This is a genomic window from Bacillus sp. PAMC26543, from assembly GCF_014250375.1.
Lineage (GTDB): Bacteria > Bacillota > Bacilli > Bacillales > Bacillaceae > Bacillus > Bacillus halotolerans.
The window spans coordinates 1,608,817-1,625,827 of sequence record NZ_CP060193.1; the positions used below are offsets into that span (position 1 = coordinate 1,608,817).

The window sequence follows — 17,011 nt, forward strand, 5'->3', positions numbered from 1 at the left end:
ACATAGTTTTGAGTAATTTTCCAAATAATAAACCCACCTTCATCTTTACAATAGAAGCTGGGTTTATTATTTCAGGTAGTTTTTAAAGTGTTAAAAATATTACGTGCTTGTTGTTTTCAACTCATTTATTTGAAAATTAGATTCTTTCTTCTTTCTAACTTTTAAAGTTAATAGCATTAATATGATTGAAATAAAAAGTAATAAAAAGAATGCAAAATTATAAGAGTTTGTTATATCTTTTGCAGCCCCAACAAGTATAGGGACAGCGCCACTTATAATGTAACCACCGAATTGAATCATAGCAGTCCATTGACTAGCATCTCTTGGTGTAGTTGTTGCGTCTAAAGGAAGGATCATCGCTATTGGAAATAACCCTCCGGCACCAATCCCAGTCAAAATAGCACTAATAATGGGTGAAATACTTCCAGCTATTAACGTGATTATCCCGATAAAATAACATAAAGCACATAGAATAATCCAAGGTTTTCTATTTGGATTATTATTAATTAAAATAGGGATGATGAAGCTGAAAATCATCTGTATGATTGAAAAAACAGTAGCAGTTGTTGCTGCATATGTGGCACTAAAACCTACTTCTTGTACTTTTGGAGCTAGCCATGTTGCAAAAGAATAATACATGCCAGACTGTAGGCCAAAAATCACCATTAGCAGCCATACATATCGATTTCTCCAAGGTAATTGGTTTTTTTGTTTTACAGACTCCCCTTCTACACTTTTCTTTAGTTTAGATTTTTTAATGATTGGCATCCAAACAATTATTCCAATTCCAGCGAATAAAGCCCATATTGCTAAAGCGATGTTCCAAGAATTATTAAAAGAATGCATAGCGGGCACTACCAACCCAGAACTTAAGGATGCTCCAACGCCCATGCCAGCTGAATAAACACCAATCATTGAAGATGAATATTTAGGAAATTGTTTTTTTATATATCCAGAGATAAGTGGACCGGCTATTGCAATTCCAATTCCGGTAAGTACAGCCGTCATTAATAATAGAAAAGGGAAGGTTGCCATAAAGCGCAACGCTGTTGCTAGTCCAATTAATAAGACTGAAAATGCAATGGTCAATTCAATTCCCCATCGTTGACTAAGCTTTGCAGCCACAGGAGCAAATACCCCCATACAAAAAACTGGGAGGGCTGTAAGTAAACTAACCGAAACATTAGACATTTGTAAGTCTGCCTGAATAGTTTTTAAAACTGGAGAGATTGATGTAATGGAAGCACGTAAGCTCATGGATATAACAAACAAAGAAAAGATGCTCCAAATTATATAAATGTTTCCCTTTTTTTTCATAATTATAAACGCTCCTTTTATGATTTTAGATGATTATTTGATATAATATAGTTAACTTTTTTGTTTGGATGTATACTATAGTTACATCTTTGGTATACTATAATATATTTTGTAGATAGAATCAATGCGAAAGGTGTGAAAAAGTGAAGGAAGAAAATATTGACTTATCCAATCAGGTAGGGATTAAACTTAGAGGAATTCGAAGAAGTAAAAAAATTAGCTTGGAAGAGTTATCTAACTTAAGCAATGTCAGTAAATTAACTCTAGGTAAAATTGAAAGAGGCGAAGCGAACCCAACAATAAATGTCTTATGGAAAATATGTAGAGGATTAAATATTCCATTAGCATCTTTACTAACTTTTGAAGAGGAAATTGAAGTACACCGATTTGTGCCTCCCCATCACTTTGCGGGACAAAATAATGATTGGTTTATCAACCCATTGTTTAAGGCACTTGGCACGGTTGAATGGTATAGAGCATGTATCGATCCAAACAGTGAGTACAGTGAGTCACATTTGGCTGGATCTGAAGAAATCGTACTTGTATTAAATGGTCAATTGGAAATGAAAGTTGGAGAGGAAAAACACCAACTCAACAAGTGGGATGTCATTAAATTTAAAGGTGAAGAGATTCATACGTACATAAACCGTTCAGACGAAAAAGTGTACTTAATGATTTCTTTAACCTATACAAGCCCTTAAGCTCAAACTTTTCAAGAGAGGAATTTTTTGTTTATCACTGGTTATTTTAATACCTACCGTATGAGGATAATCTTAATTCGAAAAGCAAGTTACTTTAAGATCAGGCTACCAATGTGGTAGCTTTTTTATTTACTATAGGGGCAGTATTCTGTTATATACCAGGGTTTCTTCTAATTTTTGCCCTACTTCTGTTTTCTTAAATAGTCCCCTCAACAAAAATTTGTATTGTTGAAATTGCATTAATAACTGGCAATAAAAACGCTACTTCATTTTTAAAATGAGAATAAATCTTTGTAAACGATAATAAGCTAATTTTGATTTAAGGCTTTGATTAGAAAATAAAATCTCTCCTATTGAGGATCTAAGGAGTGTAGAAATGTCTCAACAAAACATCGATTGTTTCAAATTATCGGTGTTTTTTATTTTCTGCATATACATTGAAACGTTTAATAACACTGTAGTTTAATTTAAAATCTCCTCATTTGGACAAACAGCTGTTACATAGCATTACCCAAGGGGTGATGCATTTTATGAAGGTAATAATCATCGAGGGACCGCAAGCTGACAAATGCATTAACGATTGCTATCAATATTTAATAAAACGTTATAGGAAGAAGATCCAGGGTGATAGCAATATATGTAAGGGTATCAACCGAGGAACAAGCGATCAAGGGATCGAGGAATCGAGTATTGACAGCCAGATCGAGGACTGCATAAGAAAGCAGGGACTAAGGATGTGCTGAGGCATGAACGATTTTCTGACGAGCTTTTAGAACGTCCGACTTAGAATCGCTTGAGGGAGAATGCGAGTAAAGGACTAAAGTTTGCTAAGGTCCTGACCGTCTTTCTCGGAAATGATAATTGAGCTTATCAGTGCTGACGAGTTGAGAGAGTGAGACAAGCGGTTAGCTGGAAGCATTTTCATACCTCTATCGTATATTCTGTCTCCATTAGTTTCGAAAGTTTTAAAAGAAGCATGTAAATGAATAAGAGAAAGCCGGCATATTAGATCCGGCTTCTTCTGCATTATTTCCCCTTCGCTTTCTTCCGCTTTTCCTTTTCCGCCCGGTAGAACTCATGGAACATCTTCATCAGCGCCCGTTTCTCAATCCGTGATACATAGCTGCGCGAAATACCGAGTTCTTTGGCAATCTCACGCTGCGTTTTTTCCTTCTTTAAATCAAGCCCAAACCGCCCGACAATCACTTCTTTCTCACGGTCATCTAAAATGTCAATGTATTGCTTCACTTTTTCAAGCTCCATATTGAGCTGGATCGTATCAATCACGTCTTCATTTTCTGATTTCAGGACATCGATCAGGCTTATTTCATTCCCTTCTTTATCCTGCCCGATCGGATCATGAAGGGACACATCTTTTTTTGTTTTTTTCAATGCTCGCAAATGCATGAGGATTTCATTTTCAATACACCGCGCAGCATACGTCGCCAGTTTTGTCCCTTTTCCGGCGGAATAGCTTTCAATTCCTTTGATCAGCCCGATTGTTCCGATGGAGATTAAGTCCTCTGCGTCTTCACCTGTATTTTCAAACTTTTTTACAATATGGGCGACCAAGCGAAGATTATGCTCAATCAGCATGTTTCTGGCATGTTCATCCCCTTTAGCCATGAGCTCTAAGTATTTTTTTTCGTCGCTGCTTGAGAGCGGTTGTGGAAAGGCATTGTTTTTCACGTAAGATACTAAAAAGACAAGCTCTTTAACTACAAAACCGAGCGCTGCGAAAACACCTGTCACCATCGTCACCTCCACATGATTATGTAGGCAAAAGCCTATATGTCAATGTATGTGATCGGAAGGCTGTCTGTGTCTGTACCGGGAAATTTCTCAATGGGGAGCTTAGGTTTTGTTTTTTAAAATAATCTTTACGCTGCCCCCATACATTTAAATGAACGAAACTGTATGGGGGGATGAGGATGAAAAGATGGATGGCAATGCTTCTTCTGGCGGCAGCAGTTTTTCTTTGTTTGTTGGGAAAGGATATGACGGCTCCGCAACAGGCCAAGGGGGCTGCTTTATATGACAAAATTTTATACTTTCCGTTGTCTCGTTATCCGGAAACCGGGGATCATATAAGAGATGCAATTGCCGAAGGACATTCTGATATATGTACAATTGATCGTGGTGGAGCGGACAAAAGGCGGGAGGAATCATTAAAAGGAATTCCAACGAAGCCTGGCTACGATCGGGATGAATGGCCGATGGCAGTTTGTGAAGAAGGAGGCGCCGGAGCCGATGTCCGATATGTAACGCCTTCTGATAATCGCGGCGCCGGTTCATGGGTAGGAAATCAAATGAGCAGTTATCCAGATGGCACCAAAGTGTTGTTTATTGTTCAGTGATAAAAGAAGAGGCTCAATTCTGAGCCTCTTTTGCTATGATCCTATTTTGCCGCTAGGCTGATTCTCCTGAGGAGGATACGATTCTGTTTCTCGCCAATACTGGCGTGTTCCTTCTTCACGTACAACAATTCCGATCTTTGCGAGTTCAAGACGGAAATCTTCAATGTCGTCTGTTTCCTCTTCTTTCAGTGCTTTCTGACGAGCCTTCAATATAGCATGAGCGCTTGGAGAGAGATCGGGTGATTCAGGTACCCATCGTCTAAATTTATCTTTAAACGGGTCTCCTTCAGCCGACCACACGTAATGGTGCTTTTTAAAGGCCTGTTCAATGATTTTAGGTTTTTCATCTATTTCTTCACGTGCCAGTTCATATCCGTCTGTTCCTAAGAGGACAAGCCGTTTATGATCAATAAATACCAGAGCAATGTCTCCGGAGTTGATCGTTTGAACATGCTTGCCTTTCATTAATTCCACGGAGTCGTCTGTAATCTGTACAGTTAATAGCAATTTCATGATTGAATGAGCGAACCATATACCGGCAATCAGGCCAAGCAGCGCGGTGATAAACTTAACCGGTGATCCGTGAAAAGAGGCAACAAGCCGAAGAGGGCCTTCTAATGGAGTCCACGGCAGGGATAATGCCCATTTCGCAAGCTGATGAAAAAAATAACCAATGAGAAGACCGATGATTGCAAGTGTACCGTATAATAAACATTTCGCGGTTTTCGTAATTCCAATTATAGTTTGTGTTTGATCCGGCAAGTTGTCACCTTCTTAGCTAGAAATAAGTTGAATTCCCTTTCCATATTTTAACTTAAATAGAGAGGAAATCAAGAATGTTTCCGCTATTTTTGCTGTCATGCATGAAGCCGCCAAATGATTATCAAGCCTTCTTTATGATAAAGATCATACAGAAACAATATGACACGGAGCAGTAAGTTACTGGGGATAAAAGGAATTACCCTTGCTGATCGCGGCCCGCTTTTGTTTTTTATTTGAGAAAACAGGACGTATCACATAGCAGTTCACAGGGAACATAAAGAGTAATGGCTTTAGAGTTTAGACAACCAGGAGGAACTCACATGAAAATAGGATTGATCGGCTTAGGGAAAATGGGCATAAACATAGGAAAGCAATTGATCGACCGCAATCATCAAGCAATCGGTTATGACGTGAATCAAGCGGCTGTTGATGAACTGATATCTTATGGGGCTGAGGGGACAACAAATATAAAAGAATTGATTTCATTATTAGATACGCCGCGAATTTTGTGGGTGATGGTGCCGCATGACGTTGTGGATGCTGTACTGAGTGATGTGGCACCGTTATTAAACGAAGGGGATATTATCATTGAGGCTGGAAATTCTCATTATAAAGAATCGATCCGGCGGTACAATCAAATGAAAGAAGCCGGTCTTCATTATCTCGACGCCGGAACTTCCGGCGGTATGGAGGGAGCGCGTCACGGGGCTTGTTATATGGTTGGAGGAGACCCGGAAGCATGGCGTATCGCGGAGCCGCTGTTTCGGGATACTGCTGTTGAAAATGGATATTTATATGCCGGAGAAGCGGGCAGCGGCCACTTTTTGAAAATGATTCATAATGGCATTGAGTACGGAATGATGGCTGCCATTGGTGAAGGATTTGAAGTGCTGGAAAACAGTCCGTTTGAATTTGACTATGAGAAAGTCGCAAGGGTATGGAATCATGGCTCTGTCATAAGGTCGTGGCTTATGGGGCTGACTGAGCGAGCTTTTTCTAAAGACGCGAGGCTCGATCAGATCAAAGGCGTCATGCATTCCTCAGGGGAAGGGAAATGGACAGTGGAAACGGCACTAGATCTGCAGACAGCAGCTCCGGTGATCGCGATGTCGCTCTTGATGAGATACCGTTCTTTAACAGACGATACGTTTACAGGAAAGGTCGTTGCTGCGCTCCGTAATGAATTTGGAGGACATGCAACAGAAAAAAAGTAAGGGGGGCAAAGCGGGACGCCCTTATTTTTTTGACGCTTTCACCAGATGAGGAAACTTTATATATATGATTAGCATCAGGATCAGAACGTAGGCCCCGTAAATACTGAAAGATAATAATTTGTTGCTGGAGAAATTGGCGCCGGCAATGGTAACAACTAAAATGTTCGGAATTTTTCCTATTAAAGAGGCGAAGAAAAAAACATGCCACCGAACACTGCTTAGTCCGCATACAACGTTCATGACTAGAGAAGGGATAACAGGGATAAGCCTTCCCAATAAAACTGCAGTAAACGCATTTTTATCGAATGAAGCCTCGTAGCCTTGTATAGCAGGATAAGCTTTTATTTTTTTTCTGGCCCAATCTCGAAAGCTGTACCTCGCGAGAAAAAACAGCAATATCGTACCGAGCATTGAACCGGCCAGTGTAATCCAAACACCATTTGCAATTCCGAACACAGCGCCATTTAAAGCTGCAATGATTGCAAACGGCACAATCGGGAAAAAGACGTCGGCGGCTATCAGCAGCATACTACATAAAACGGAGATCAATCCGCCTGCTTTTATAGCATCAAGCCAAGCTTCTTTCTGATAGAATCCGACTGCAATAACGGCGATGATCAAGATTATACCTAAAGTCTTTTTTAACATATCAATTATCCACTCCCAACACTTGTGGCGATGTCAGGAGGCAGAATCTCCGGCATCTACGTTAGTATAACTTGTACCGTTTCGGTGGTTCAACTGTCATACGAGTGGGGGGAAATACAATTCTTTTTTATCTAGTAAAATAGGCTGTCCATTTCTCTTGTTGCTGCATTCTTTAATAGTAGGGAGGGATAGAAATGGTAGCGATAAAAAAGGATTTTATACCAAAATCAAACGATAACCGTCCCGGCTATGCGATGACACCTGCCTATATTACGGTGCACAATACAGCAAATACCGCCAAAGGTGCCGATGCGAAAATGCACGCTGATTATGTGAAAAACCCAAGTACATCTGTCAGCTGGCATTTTACAGTAGACGATTCAGACATCTATCAGCATCTTCCTCTTACTGAAAACGGGTGGCATGCTGGCGACGGCACCAATGGGACAGGGAATCGCAAATCAATCGGGATTGAAATCTGTGAAAATGCAGACGGCGATTTTGACAAAGCAGTAGCTAATGCGCAGTGGCTGATCAAAAAATTAATGAAGGATCACAATATTTCGCTGGATCGTGTTGTTCCCCACAAAAAATGGTCTGGAAAAGAATGTCCCCGCAAACTCTTACATCAATGGAGTGCTTTCAAAAACGGAATTTCTTCCTCTGATACGCCATTTGAAGAATCACCCAAATCTTATCCTCTGCCTTCAGGAGTAATAAAACTCACTGCGCCTTATAGAAAAGGCACTAAAGTTCTTCAGCTGCAAAAGGCTTTAGCCGCCTTTCATTTTTACCCCGATAAAGGCGCGAAGAATAACGGTATTGACGGCATTTATGGACCGAAAACAGCAAATGCCGTGAAACGTTTTCAGCTGATGAATGGATTAAAAGCTGATGGTATATACGGACCAAAAACAAAGGCCAAGCTTAAAGCGAAATTAAAATAAATGCAGAGGTAATCAGTAGCCTGTTTCCTCTGGCGGAAACAGGTTATTGCATTCAACTCTCTGAAGTGTTTTTTCGCAGAAAAAGACGGGAACTGAAATAGATATCTCACCCCTTACTGGAAACAGAATGATTTTAGTCGAGAGGGACACGTTAACAATAGAGAGAACGCTATAACGAAAAAACTCTGCGTTGAATGAAACAGAACAGAGGTATAACATAAAGATGAAGCTTTTGGGGGTGTAAAGATGAAGTATATATTCATCCTTTTCCTTCTGCTGTTCGTTACAGCAGGATGTGAAGGAAAGGGATACGAAGACGTGGTAGCATTTGGTGACAGCAATACACGCGGCTCTAATTGGGATTATCGTGACTATCCAAAAGCGCAGCAGTGGGTCAATATATTAAAAACAGCTGAACGCGGGAATCTTGATATCCTCAACGCAGGAATTGGAGGACAAACGACTGAAGATGCCCGTTTACGGTTTCAAACAGATGTACTCGATCAAAAACCTAAGCATCTTTTTATTATGTTTGGCACTAATGACGCTGGGATTCTGGCTGAAGGAAAGCCAAGAGTGTCAAAGCTGCGTTTCAGAGAGAATCTGGTGTACTTTATAAAAGAAAGCAGAAAACACGGCATCAAGCCTGTTTTAATGACGTGTATCCCTATTATTGAAGGAAACGGGAAGCATCACCTCTTTTACTATTCCAGGTATAAAGCGGCTGCTTTTGAATCAAAAGGCGGGGCGAGAAAGTGGCATAACTCATACAATGATATTACAAGAGATGTCGCGAAACATATGAATGTGCCTCTCGTAGACAACTGGAAGCACTTTATAGAAGCAGACGGCGGAAAAGCTACTGATGAAGCACTTATCCAATCCGGCTTGATAGATCCTTCTGGCAATCATATGACACCTAAAGGGGCAAGGGTTGTTTATGAAGGAATACAAGATGGGCAGGTCCTGAAGCGCTGAACCGGACAAAGGCCTAAAATGTTTTATTTCTCCTACATAGGCTGTTATAGAAACATTTTTAAGGAGGCGCGCTTCACATGTACAGCGGTTATTTATACACGTATCCTTTCGGCGGCTGGCCATATGGCGCAAGCAGAGCATACGGATACGCTTTTATCGTTGTTTTGATTGTTGTTCTCCTGATTGTGGGCGGAGTGTATTGGTTCACATGAAATCCAGCCCTGGAAACACCTCTTTTTAGGGGTGTTTTTTGCTGAAAACAGTAGTAAAGCGCGTAACTGAAGTGATATAATATCAGTCATCTGAGTAAAAAAAGGAAATACGCCCGGAAAAAATAGACAAATTCCTATTAAGAAGATACGGAAATAATATGTCCGAGCGATCTTCTTTTTATTTCGTTTTCGATTAACTCGATAAAGTCACGGTTTAAATTCATTTCGGTGGCTTTGAAATAAGATTCTATTAATAATTCATCAGACAATTTTCTCATGCTAGGAACCCAATTAATGGGAGAGACACCTCCTTCATAGTTGGAATCATTCATGACTTTGTGACATACATTTATAGGTTGCGTTCATCTGAAGCTGAAGATTATCTTTAATCTACCATGAATTGCATATAAGAACAATCGTTCTGTTATCCACACCAAAAAGTGGATAACTTGTGAGTATCGTGTTTATAATTTGTCTAAAGAGTGATGTAATAAGAGTGGATAGTGTGTGTAAATTTATCCACACCTGGTGAAGAAACCCAATTTTTGTCGAAATTTTTTTGCTCAGTTTTTCTTTAAGCGCAAGTTCGATTTTTTTCGACATGAATTTTAAGAGAAAGAAAAGGGAAGGGTGCGGGTTTTGTTAAAAAAGTTTTTTTTACCTGACGAGTTTGTTAAAAATATTTTTCATATTACACCTGAAAAATTAAAGGAACGAAATGTAAAAGGAATTATCACTGACCTGGATAATACACTTGTTGAATGGGACAGACCAAACGCAACACCGCGATTGATCGAGTGGTTTGAAGAAATGAAAGAGCACGGCATTAAAGTGACGATTGTCTCTAATAATAATGAGCGAAGAGTAAAACTTTTCTCGGAACCGCTCGGCATACCATTCATCTATAAAGCAAGAAAACCGATGGGCAAAGCCTTTAATAGAGCAGTGCGCAATATGGAGCTGAAAAAAGAGGACTGTGTTGTCATCGGAGACCAGCTGCTGACTGATGTACTCGGCGGGAACCGTAACGGCTACCATACGATCCTGGTCGTGCCTGTCGCTTCCTCGGATGGCTTTATTACGCGCTTTAACCGCCAGGTCGAACGCAGAATACTGAGTGCTCTCAAACGAAAAGGGCACATTCAGTGGGAGGAGTAAGAATGGAAAAGGTTGTTTGTATCGGCTGCGGAGTCACAATCCAAACCGAAGACAAAAATGGTCTGGGATACGCGCCGCCGGCTTCGCTTTCTAAAGAAAGTGTGATTTGCCAGCGCTGCTTCAGACTGAAAAACTACAATGAAATACAAGACGTTTCCTTAACGGATGATGACTTTTTAAACATCCTTCATGGAATTGGAGAAACGGATTCTCTCGTTGTTAAAATTGTTGATATTTTCGATTTTAACGGCAGCTGGATTAATGGATTGCAGCGCTTAGTCGGAGGCAATCCTATATTGTTAGTCGGAAACAAGGCGGATATTCTGCCTAAATCGCTCAAAAGAGAACGGCTGATCCAGTGGATGAAGCGCGAGGCGAAAGAGCTTGGCTTAAAACCGATTGACGTATTTTTGGTCAGTGCGGGACGCGGCCAGGGAATCAGAGAAGTCATTGATGCGATTGAGCATTACCGTAACGGCAAGGATGTTTACGTTGTCGGCTGTACCAATGTAGGGAAATCAACGTTCATTAACCGGATTATCAAGGAAGTGTCGGGTGAAGACAACATTATCACGACATCCCAATTCCCGGGCACAACTCTTGATGCTATTGAAATTCCGTTAGATGACGGCTCTGCGCTTTATGATACACCGGGAATCATCAATCACCATCAAATGGCGCACTATGTAAACAAAAAGGATTTAAAAGTGCTTTCGCCCAAAAAGGAACTGAAGCCGCGCACATTCCAGCTAAACGATCAGCAAACGCTGTATTTCGGCGGACTGGCAAGGTTTGATTATGTTTCAGGTGAAAGAGCTGCCTTTGTCTGCTATATGCCAAATGAATTAATGATTCACAGAACGAAACTGGAAAATGCAGACGCGCTTTATGAAAAGCACGCAGGAGAATTGCTCATACCGCCGGGAAAAGATGATATGGATGAGTTTCCAGAGCTGGTTGCCCATACGTTTACGATGAAAGAGCAAAAGACAGATATCGTTTTCTCTGGGTTAGGCTGGGTAACGGTGCATGACGCGAATAAAAAAATAACGGCTTATGCGCCAAAAGGCGTTCACGTATTTGTTCGGCGCTCATTAATTTAACAAAAAGGGGAGAGGAGTATGAAGAAGCTGTACGGGGTTATCGGAAATCCGATTGCGCATTCCATGTCGCCGGATATCCATAACGCGGCTTTGAAGGATCTTGGTTTGGACGGACACTACCATGCATTTAAGGTGGAAGAGAATCGTCTGGAAGATGCGGTAAAAGGGATAAGAGCTCTTGGTGTACAAGGCATCAATGTGACTGTTCCGCACAAGGTTTCCATCATGGATCATCTCGATCATATTGATGAGAGCGCAAAAGTGCTTGGTGCCGTTAACACTGTCAGAAGAGAAGGAGACAAGCTTGTCGGATATAATACAGACGGAGAAGGCTTTGTGAAATCTTTAATGAGAATTTTGGACAAACCAGTCTCCGAACTGTCTTTCTTAATGATCGGCGCGGGCGGGGCAGCCAGAGCGATTTTTACAACGATCGTCCGCGACAATCCGGAAAAGTTTGATATTTGCAACCGAACGATAGAAAAAGCCAAACAGCTCGCAGAATCTGCTCCCTCGTTCCGCAATGTAGAAGTGTTAAGCATAAAAGAAGCAGAAGAACGGCTTGAGCAGTATGATGTAATTATCCATACAACATCTGTAGGCATGTATCCAAACGTGGAAGATATTCCGCTTTCATTGCAGCGTGCTGCAAGCAGTGCGGTTGTTTGCGATATCGTGTATAATCCGATTCAGACTTCACTATTAAAAGAAGCAAAGCAAAAAGGTCTGAAAACACTGGATGGAGTCGGCATGTTTGTTGAGCAGGCGGCATTGTCTTTCCGCTTGTGGACGGGACATGAGCCTGATGTTGAAAAAATGAGATCTATTGTAGTAGGGAAATTAGGAGGAAAATAATGTTAACAGGAAAACAAAAACGTTTCTTGCGTTCAAAAGCGCACCATTTAAGCCCGATTTTTCAAGTAGGAAAGGGCGGAGTCAATGACAACATGATTAAACAAATTTCTGAAGCGCTTGAAGCGAGAGAGCTGATTAAAATCAGCGTTCTTCAAAACTGCGAAGACGATAAAAATGATGTTGCGGAAGCTCTTGTAAAAGGAAGCCGCGCACAGTTGGTTCAGACGATCGGCAATACGATTGTTTTATATAAGGAATCAAAGGAAAATAAACAAATCGAGCTTCCTTAAGGTGGTTGAAATGAAGAAAATCGGAATTTTCGGAGGCACGTTTGATCCTCCGCATAACGGTCACCTTTTAATGGCGAATGAGGTGCTGTATCAGGCGGAGCTCGACGAAATTTGGTTTATGCCCAATCAAATTCCTCCGCATAAACAGGATGAAGACTATACAGACAGCACTCATCGGGTGGAAATGCTGAAGCTTGCTATTCAGTCTAATCCATCCTTTAAGCTGCAGCTGGCTGAAATGGAAAGAGAAGGACCGTCATATACCTTTGATACCGTTTCTTTACTAAAGCAGCGATATCCGAATGATCAGCTTTTCTTTATTATCGGTGCTGACATGATTGAATACCTGCCGAAATGGTATAAGCTGGACGAGCTGCTGAACCTTATTCAATTTATCGGAGTAAAGCGCCCCGGTTTTCATGTTGAAACCCCTTATCCGCTTCTCTTTGCAGACGTTCCGGAGTTTGAGGTATCATCGACTATGATAAGGGAACGGTTTAAAAGCAAGAAGCCCACTGACTACTTAATCCCTGATAAAGTGAAGAAGTATGTAGAGGAGAATGGTTTATATGAATCGTGAGGAGGCACTTGCCTGCGTCAAGCAGCAATTGACCGAGCATCGATATATCCATACAATTGGCGTAATGAACACGGCGATTGAACTTGCGGAGCGCTTTGGCGCCGACTCCAAAAAAGCGGAAACGGCGGCTATCTTTCATGATTACGCCAAATTCCGCCCGAAAGAAGAAATGAAACAAATTATAGCCAGAGAAAAAATGTCCGCGCATCTGTTGGATCACAACCCGGAGCTGTGGCATGCTCCGGTCGGCGCTTACCTAGTCCAGAGAGAAGCGGGAATTCATGACGAAGATATTCTTGACGCGATCAGATATCATACCTCTGGGCGTCCGGGCATGACGCTTTTGGAAAAAGTCATTTACGTTGCTGATTATATTGAACCAGGCCGTAAATTTCCCGGTGTCGATGAGGTGCGTGAACTTGCAGAAACGGATTTGAATCAAGCGTTGATTCAGTCGATCAAAAATACAATGATTTTTCTAATGAAAAAAAATCAACAGGTTTTCCCAGATACATGTTTAACTTATAACTGGCTTGTGTCTGGCAAATGAACAGGAGGAATATGTGAATGAATCAAACGTCCATTTTAAAGATTGCAGCTGCGGCTTGCGACGATAAGCGGGCAGAGGATATTTTAGCACTGGATATGGAAGGAATTTCTCTGGTTGCGGATTATTTTCTGATCTGCCACGGTAATTCAGACAAACAAGTGCAGGCCATTGCGCGTGAAATCAAGGACCAGGCTGAAGAAAACGGCATTGAAGTCAAAAAGATGGAAGGCTTCGATGAAGCAAGATGGGTATTAGTTGACCTTGGGGATGTCATTGCCCATGTGTTTCATAAGGATGAAAGAAGCTATTACAACCTAGAAAAACTGTGGGGAGACGCTCCGCTCGCAGACCTGGAACTTGGATTGAACCAATGATTTACCAAGGCTTTGCAAGCGTGTATGACGAGTTAATGTCTCACGCACCTTACGACAAATGGACAAAGTGGATTGAAGCATCTCTACCGGAAAAAGGCCGTATTCTCGATTTGGCATGCGGCACCGGAGAAATTTCAATCCGGCTTGCCGAAAAAGGCTTTGAAGTCACCGGGATTGATCTCAGTGAAGAAATGCTTTCTTACGCCCAGCAAAAAGTACCAGCTAAACAGCCGATTCTTTTCCTTCAGCAGGACATGAGAGAGATTACCGGATTTGAAGGCCAGTTTGACGCGGTTGTGATCTGCTGTGACTCCTTGAACTATTTAAAAACGAAAAATGACGTAATGAATACCTTTAAAAGTGTATTTCAGGTGCTGAAGCCGGACGGCATATTGCTGTTTGATGTTCATTCACCATATAAAATAACCGAGGTTTTTCCTGGGAGCACGTTTGCTGATCAGGACGAAGATATCAGCTATATTTGGCAAAGCTTTGCCGGAAGTGAAGAGCTTTCCGCCATTCATGATATGTCGTTTTTTGTTTGGAACGGAGAGGCGTACGACCGCTTCGACGAAACACATGAGCAAAGAACGTTCCGAGTGGATGAATACGAAGAAATGCTGGCAAGCTGCGGCTTTCAGCTTCATAAGGTTACCGCTGATTTTACCGATTCAGCGCCGTCACCACAATCTGAGCGCCTGTTCTTTAAAGCACAGAAATCAAAAACCATCGTTTACTAAGACGATGGTTTTTAAAATGCCTTTTTACCCTTTTGCATACAACAGACGGCTATGACATACTCGTTTACACATGAAACTGCTTCTTCACCGCGGAAATATCCTCTTCGTACTTCAAATGCGTATTTTGAAACACCCGATGAAACATATCCTGTACACCGCTTTCGAGTGCTTTAATGCCTTCTCCTGTCACGCCGCCTTTTACGCAAACCTTTTCCTGTAATGCAGGAAGGGTATACAATTCGGTTTCTAACAGTTTTCCCAGCCCGACAAGCATTTCTTTACACATGAGTATAGCGTCTTGTTTAGACACTGACGTTTCCGTAACGGCTGCATCTATAAACCGCTGAACCAGATAGCTCATAAAAGCGGGTCCGCAGCTTACGATATCTGACGCTACTCTTGTGATGTCACTTTCAATTTGCAGCGGATTAGAAATGTGCTTCATCAGCTCGTTGATTTTTGTTTTTGCTGCCTCCCCGCAGCTTTTACCGAAGGTGACAAGAGAAACGCCAGCAAGCGCCCGGTTTGTAATACTCGGGATAACTCGTGCCACTTGACATGGCACATACTGTTCCAGCTGATCAGTTTGAAGCGGGCTTGTAATTGAAATGAGAATGTGATCCTTTGTTAAATAAGGGACTGCCCTTGACAATAATGGATATATATCAAGCGGCTTTACACAGATGAAAATGATCTCATTTTCTGCAACAAGCTTTTCAAGGCTCTCTGTTACGTTTAAGCTGTTGTAGCGGTTTTTTATCTTCAACGCTTTTTCAATTGTGCGGTTTGTGATTGTGATGTTTGAGGGATCGGCTGCTTGTGATTCAATAAATGATTCTATAAGGATCGTACCCATATTTCCAGTGCCGATAAAGCCAATCTTCAATAATTTCCCCTCCTTTGAGCTATTATCCTCTAAACCATATGTGATAAAGAAACAAAATATGACGAAAGCGGGGCGCATGCAAGTTGAATTGGTTGAATCAACATAAAACGATAATCATGTCAGTTGGCTCTGCTGCTGTTCTCATTGCAGTTCTTTGCCTCTTTTTTTTCAGCGGAAATAACAAAGAGCCTGTAAAACAAGTTGTATCTAGTGAAAAGGAAAATGAGGAGGTCAAGCAGGAAGCAACAAAAGACAAAGCGGAAGAAAATATTGTAATCGATATAAAAGGCGCTGTTAAGCATCCCGGCGTTTATGAAATGCATACGGGAGACAGAGTATCGCAGGCTATTGAGAAAGCAGGCGGCATTGGTGAAAAAGCAGATGAAACGCAAGTGAATTTGGCGGAACTTTTACAGGACGGTACAGTGGTGTATATACCGAGTAAGGGAGAAGAGGCGGCACAGCAAGCGGCCGGCGGTGCTGTACAAAGCAGTACGGGGAAGGAGACTTTGGTCAATATCAACATAGCAACATTAGAGGATTTACAAAACATTTCGGGAGTAGGGCCTTCAAAAGCCGAAGCGATTATTGCGTATCGGGAAGAGAACGGGCGTTTCCAGACAATCGAAGATATCACAAAGGTTTCGGGAATTGGCGAAAAATCTTTTGAAAAAATAAAGTCTTCCATTACAGTAAAGTGAATTGACGGTCATGCATGAGGATAGGTAAACTAAAGAACAGGCAACACAACATTTGGAGGGAACAACGTGGAACGAATTTCATGGAACCAATATTTTATGGCTCAAAGCCATTTACTGGCACTGCGCAGCACCTGCCCGAGATTGTCTGTCGGCGCTACCATTGTCAGAGATAAACGCATGATTGCAGGAGGCTATAACGGATCAATCGCAGGCGGCGTACATTGCGCGGACGAAGGATGCTTAATGATAGACGATCATTGCGCGAGAACGATTCACGCGGAAATGAATGCGATACTTCAATGCTCTAAATTTGGAGTGCCGACAGATGGAGCGGAGATATATGTCACGCACTATCCGTGTATTCAATGCTGTAAGTCTATCATTCAAGCCGGTATCAAAACAGTATATTACGCTGAGGATTATAAAACACATCCGTATGCCCAGGAGCTATTTGAGCAATCAGGCGTTACGGTTGAACAGGTTGAACTCGATGAAATGATCGTTGATCTGAAAAACAGAGAAAAGCTTTCATTTGTAGCAGGACTTTTAGAAAAATTAGCGGATGCCGGTCTTGCAGAGGAAGATTTGAAGAAAATACATGAGCAGGCTAATAAACTTTTTACGAGTTATGTGTGATT

At 41.6% G+C, this 17,011-nt stretch carries 22 protein-coding genes and 1 pseudogene; 17 read left to right on the forward strand and 6 right to left on the reverse strand.

Translation table 11 applies throughout. The features are described 5' to 3' along the window. Nucleotides 1-99: 99 nt before the first annotated feature. Nucleotides 100-1,317 carry an MFS transporter gene (locus tag H7F27_RS08105; RefSeq protein ID WP_106020130.1) on the reverse strand — a complete coding sequence of 406 codons (1,218 nt, stop codon included), beginning with the start codon at nt 1,315-1,317 and terminating at the stop codon, nt 100-102. Between the two features lie 143 nt (nt 1,318-1,460). On the opposite strand from H7F27_RS08105, the gene H7F27_RS08110 reads away from it, so the two are divergent. Together H7F27_RS08110 and H7F27_RS21125 are read left to right on the forward strand one after the other, a co-directional pair. Further along, entirely contained in the window at nt 1,461-2,018 is a 558-nt protein-coding gene (locus H7F27_RS08110; RefSeq protein ID WP_101861070.1) for a helix-turn-helix domain-containing protein, read from the forward strand. Nucleotides 2,019-2,642: 624 nt separating this feature from the next. Continuing rightward, nucleotides 2,643-2,802: pseudogene (locus H7F27_RS21125) on the forward strand (recombinase family protein); the annotation flags it as partial. A gap of 242 nt (nt 2,803-3,044) precedes the next feature. Here the strand turns inward: H7F27_RS21125 and sigK are convergent. Then, the gene (sigK, locus tag H7F27_RS08125) at nt 3,045-3,773 is read right to left on the reverse strand and encodes an RNA polymerase sporulation sigma factor SigK (protein WP_174754429.1); all 729 of its coding nucleotides are present in this window, start codon (nt 3,771-3,773) and stop codon (nt 3,045-3,047) included. Nucleotides 3,774-3,949: 176 nt separating this feature from the next. Between sigK and H7F27_RS08130 the strand changes: the two genes are divergently transcribed. Further along, the gene (locus H7F27_RS08130) at nt 3,950-4,375 is read left to right on the forward strand and encodes a NucA/NucB deoxyribonuclease domain-containing protein (protein WP_101861068.1); all 426 of its coding nucleotides are present in this window, start codon (nt 3,950-3,952) and stop codon (nt 4,373-4,375) included. A gap of 33 nt (nt 4,376-4,408) precedes the next feature. On the opposite strand, the gene H7F27_RS08135 is transcribed toward H7F27_RS08130, so the two are convergent. After that, complete coding sequence (locus tag H7F27_RS08135; RefSeq protein ID WP_185848805.1) at nt 4,409-5,137, reverse strand: YqeB family protein; 729 nt, start codon at nt 5,135-5,137, stop codon at nt 4,409-4,411. A gap of 320 nt (nt 5,138-5,457) precedes the next feature. Here H7F27_RS08135 and gnd point away from each other — a divergent pair, with 320 nt between their 5' ends. After that, entirely contained in the window at nt 5,458-6,351 is an 894-nt protein-coding gene (gene gnd, locus H7F27_RS08140) for a phosphogluconate dehydrogenase (NAD(+)-dependent, decarboxylating) (RefSeq protein WP_101861066.1), read from the forward strand. Between the two features lie 21 nt (nt 6,352-6,372). Here the strand turns inward: gnd and H7F27_RS08145 are convergent, their stop codons facing one another. After that, nucleotides 6,373-6,999 carry a TVP38/TMEM64 family protein gene (locus H7F27_RS08145; protein ID WP_024122122.1) on the reverse strand — a complete coding sequence of 209 codons (627 nt, stop codon included), beginning with the start codon at nt 6,997-6,999 and terminating at the stop codon, nt 6,373-6,375. Nucleotides 7,000-7,193: 194 nt separating this feature from the next. On the opposite strand from H7F27_RS08145, the gene H7F27_RS08150 reads away from it, so the two are divergent. The 3 genes from H7F27_RS08150 (at nt 7,194) to H7F27_RS20840 (ending at nt 9,136) form a co-directional block, all read left to right on the forward strand. Further along, nucleotides 7,194-7,946, forward strand: a complete 753-nt coding sequence (locus tag H7F27_RS08150; protein ID WP_185848806.1) for a peptidoglycan recognition protein family protein — start codon at nt 7,194-7,196, stop codon at nt 7,944-7,946. A 246-nt stretch (nt 7,947-8,192) separates the two neighbouring features. Continuing rightward, the gene (locus tag H7F27_RS08155; RefSeq protein WP_024122120.1) at nt 8,193-8,924 is read left to right on the forward strand and encodes an SGNH/GDSL hydrolase family protein; all 732 of its coding nucleotides are present in this window, start codon (nt 8,193-8,195) and stop codon (nt 8,922-8,924) included. Between the two features lie 77 nt (nt 8,925-9,001). Then, nucleotides 9,002-9,136 (forward strand): hypothetical protein, encoded by a 135-nt coding sequence (locus H7F27_RS20840; RefSeq protein ID WP_010335019.1) that lies wholly within the window; start codon nt 9,002-9,004, stop codon nt 9,134-9,136. A 137-nt stretch (nt 9,137-9,273) separates the two neighbouring features. Here the strand turns inward: H7F27_RS20840 and H7F27_RS08160 are convergent, their stop codons facing one another. Then, the gene (locus H7F27_RS08160) at nt 9,274-9,414 is read right to left on the reverse strand and encodes a sporulation histidine kinase inhibitor Sda (RefSeq protein WP_003226124.1); all 141 of its coding nucleotides are present in this window, start codon (nt 9,412-9,414) and stop codon (nt 9,274-9,276) included. Nucleotides 9,415-9,775: 361 nt separating this feature from the next. Between H7F27_RS08160 and H7F27_RS08165 the strand changes: the two genes are divergently transcribed. Genes H7F27_RS08165 through H7F27_RS08200 form a run of 8 tightly spaced genes read left to right on the forward strand, consistent with a single transcriptional unit; the run spans nt 9,776 to nt 14,786 of the window. Next, entirely contained in the window at nt 9,776-10,294 is a 519-nt protein-coding gene (locus H7F27_RS08165; RefSeq protein ID WP_003226126.1) for a YqeG family HAD IIIA-type phosphatase, read from the forward strand. 2 nt (nt 10,295-10,296) lie between these two features. After that, complete coding sequence (gene yqeH / locus H7F27_RS08170) at nt 10,297-11,397, forward strand: ribosome biogenesis GTPase YqeH (protein WP_185848807.1); 1,101 nt, start codon at nt 10,297-10,299, stop codon at nt 11,395-11,397. A gap of 18 nt (nt 11,398-11,415) precedes the next feature. Further along, complete coding sequence (gene aroE / locus H7F27_RS08175) at nt 11,416-12,252, forward strand: shikimate dehydrogenase (RefSeq protein WP_038954228.1); 837 nt, start codon at nt 11,416-11,418, stop codon at nt 12,250-12,252. Beyond that, on the forward strand, nt 12,252-12,542 hold the full coding sequence (gene yhbY, locus H7F27_RS08180; RefSeq protein WP_024122118.1) for a ribosome assembly RNA-binding protein YhbY: 291 nt from the start codon (nt 12,252-12,254) through the stop codon (nt 12,540-12,542). The genes aroE and yhbY overlap by 1 nt, the downstream gene beginning before the upstream one ends. Before the next feature lie 10 nt (nt 12,543-12,552). Beyond that, the gene (locus H7F27_RS08185) at nt 12,553-13,122 is read left to right on the forward strand and encodes a nicotinate-nucleotide adenylyltransferase (RefSeq protein ID WP_010335014.1); all 570 of its coding nucleotides are present in this window, start codon (nt 12,553-12,555) and stop codon (nt 13,120-13,122) included. Beyond that, nucleotides 13,112-13,672 (forward strand): bis(5'-nucleosyl)-tetraphosphatase (symmetrical) YqeK, encoded by a 561-nt coding sequence (gene yqeK, locus H7F27_RS08190; protein ID WP_185848808.1) that lies wholly within the window; start codon nt 13,112-13,114, stop codon nt 13,670-13,672. Before H7F27_RS08185 ends, yqeK begins: the two co-directional genes overlap by 11 nt. A 17-nt stretch (nt 13,673-13,689) precedes the next feature. After that, complete coding sequence (gene rsfS, locus H7F27_RS08195; RefSeq protein ID WP_044154484.1) at nt 13,690-14,046, forward strand: ribosome silencing factor; 357 nt, start codon at nt 13,690-13,692, stop codon at nt 14,044-14,046. After that, nucleotides 14,043-14,786: a class I SAM-dependent DNA methyltransferase gene (locus tag H7F27_RS08200; protein WP_024122114.1), complete on the forward strand. Its 744-nt coding sequence runs from the start codon at nt 14,043-14,045 to the stop codon at nt 14,784-14,786. Before rsfS ends, H7F27_RS08200 begins: the two co-directional genes overlap by 4 nt. A 64-nt stretch (nt 14,787-14,850) precedes the next feature. Here H7F27_RS08200 and comER read toward each other — a convergent pair whose 3' ends face one another. Then, nucleotides 14,851-15,672, reverse strand: a complete 822-nt coding sequence (comER, locus tag H7F27_RS08205) for a late competence protein ComER (protein WP_024122113.1) — start codon at nt 15,670-15,672, stop codon at nt 14,851-14,853. 83 nt (nt 15,673-15,755) lie between these two features. Here comER and H7F27_RS08210 point away from each other — a divergent pair, with 83 nt between their 5' ends. Further along, on the forward strand, nt 15,756-16,373 hold the full coding sequence (locus H7F27_RS08210) for a helix-hairpin-helix domain-containing protein (RefSeq protein ID WP_185848809.1): 618 nt from the start codon (nt 15,756-15,758) through the stop codon (nt 16,371-16,373). A gap of 66 nt (nt 16,374-16,439) precedes the next feature. After that, entirely contained in the window at nt 16,440-17,009 is a 570-nt protein-coding gene (locus H7F27_RS08215; RefSeq protein ID WP_010335007.1) for a ComE operon protein 2, read from the forward strand. Nucleotides 17,010-17,011: the final 2 nt, after the last annotated feature.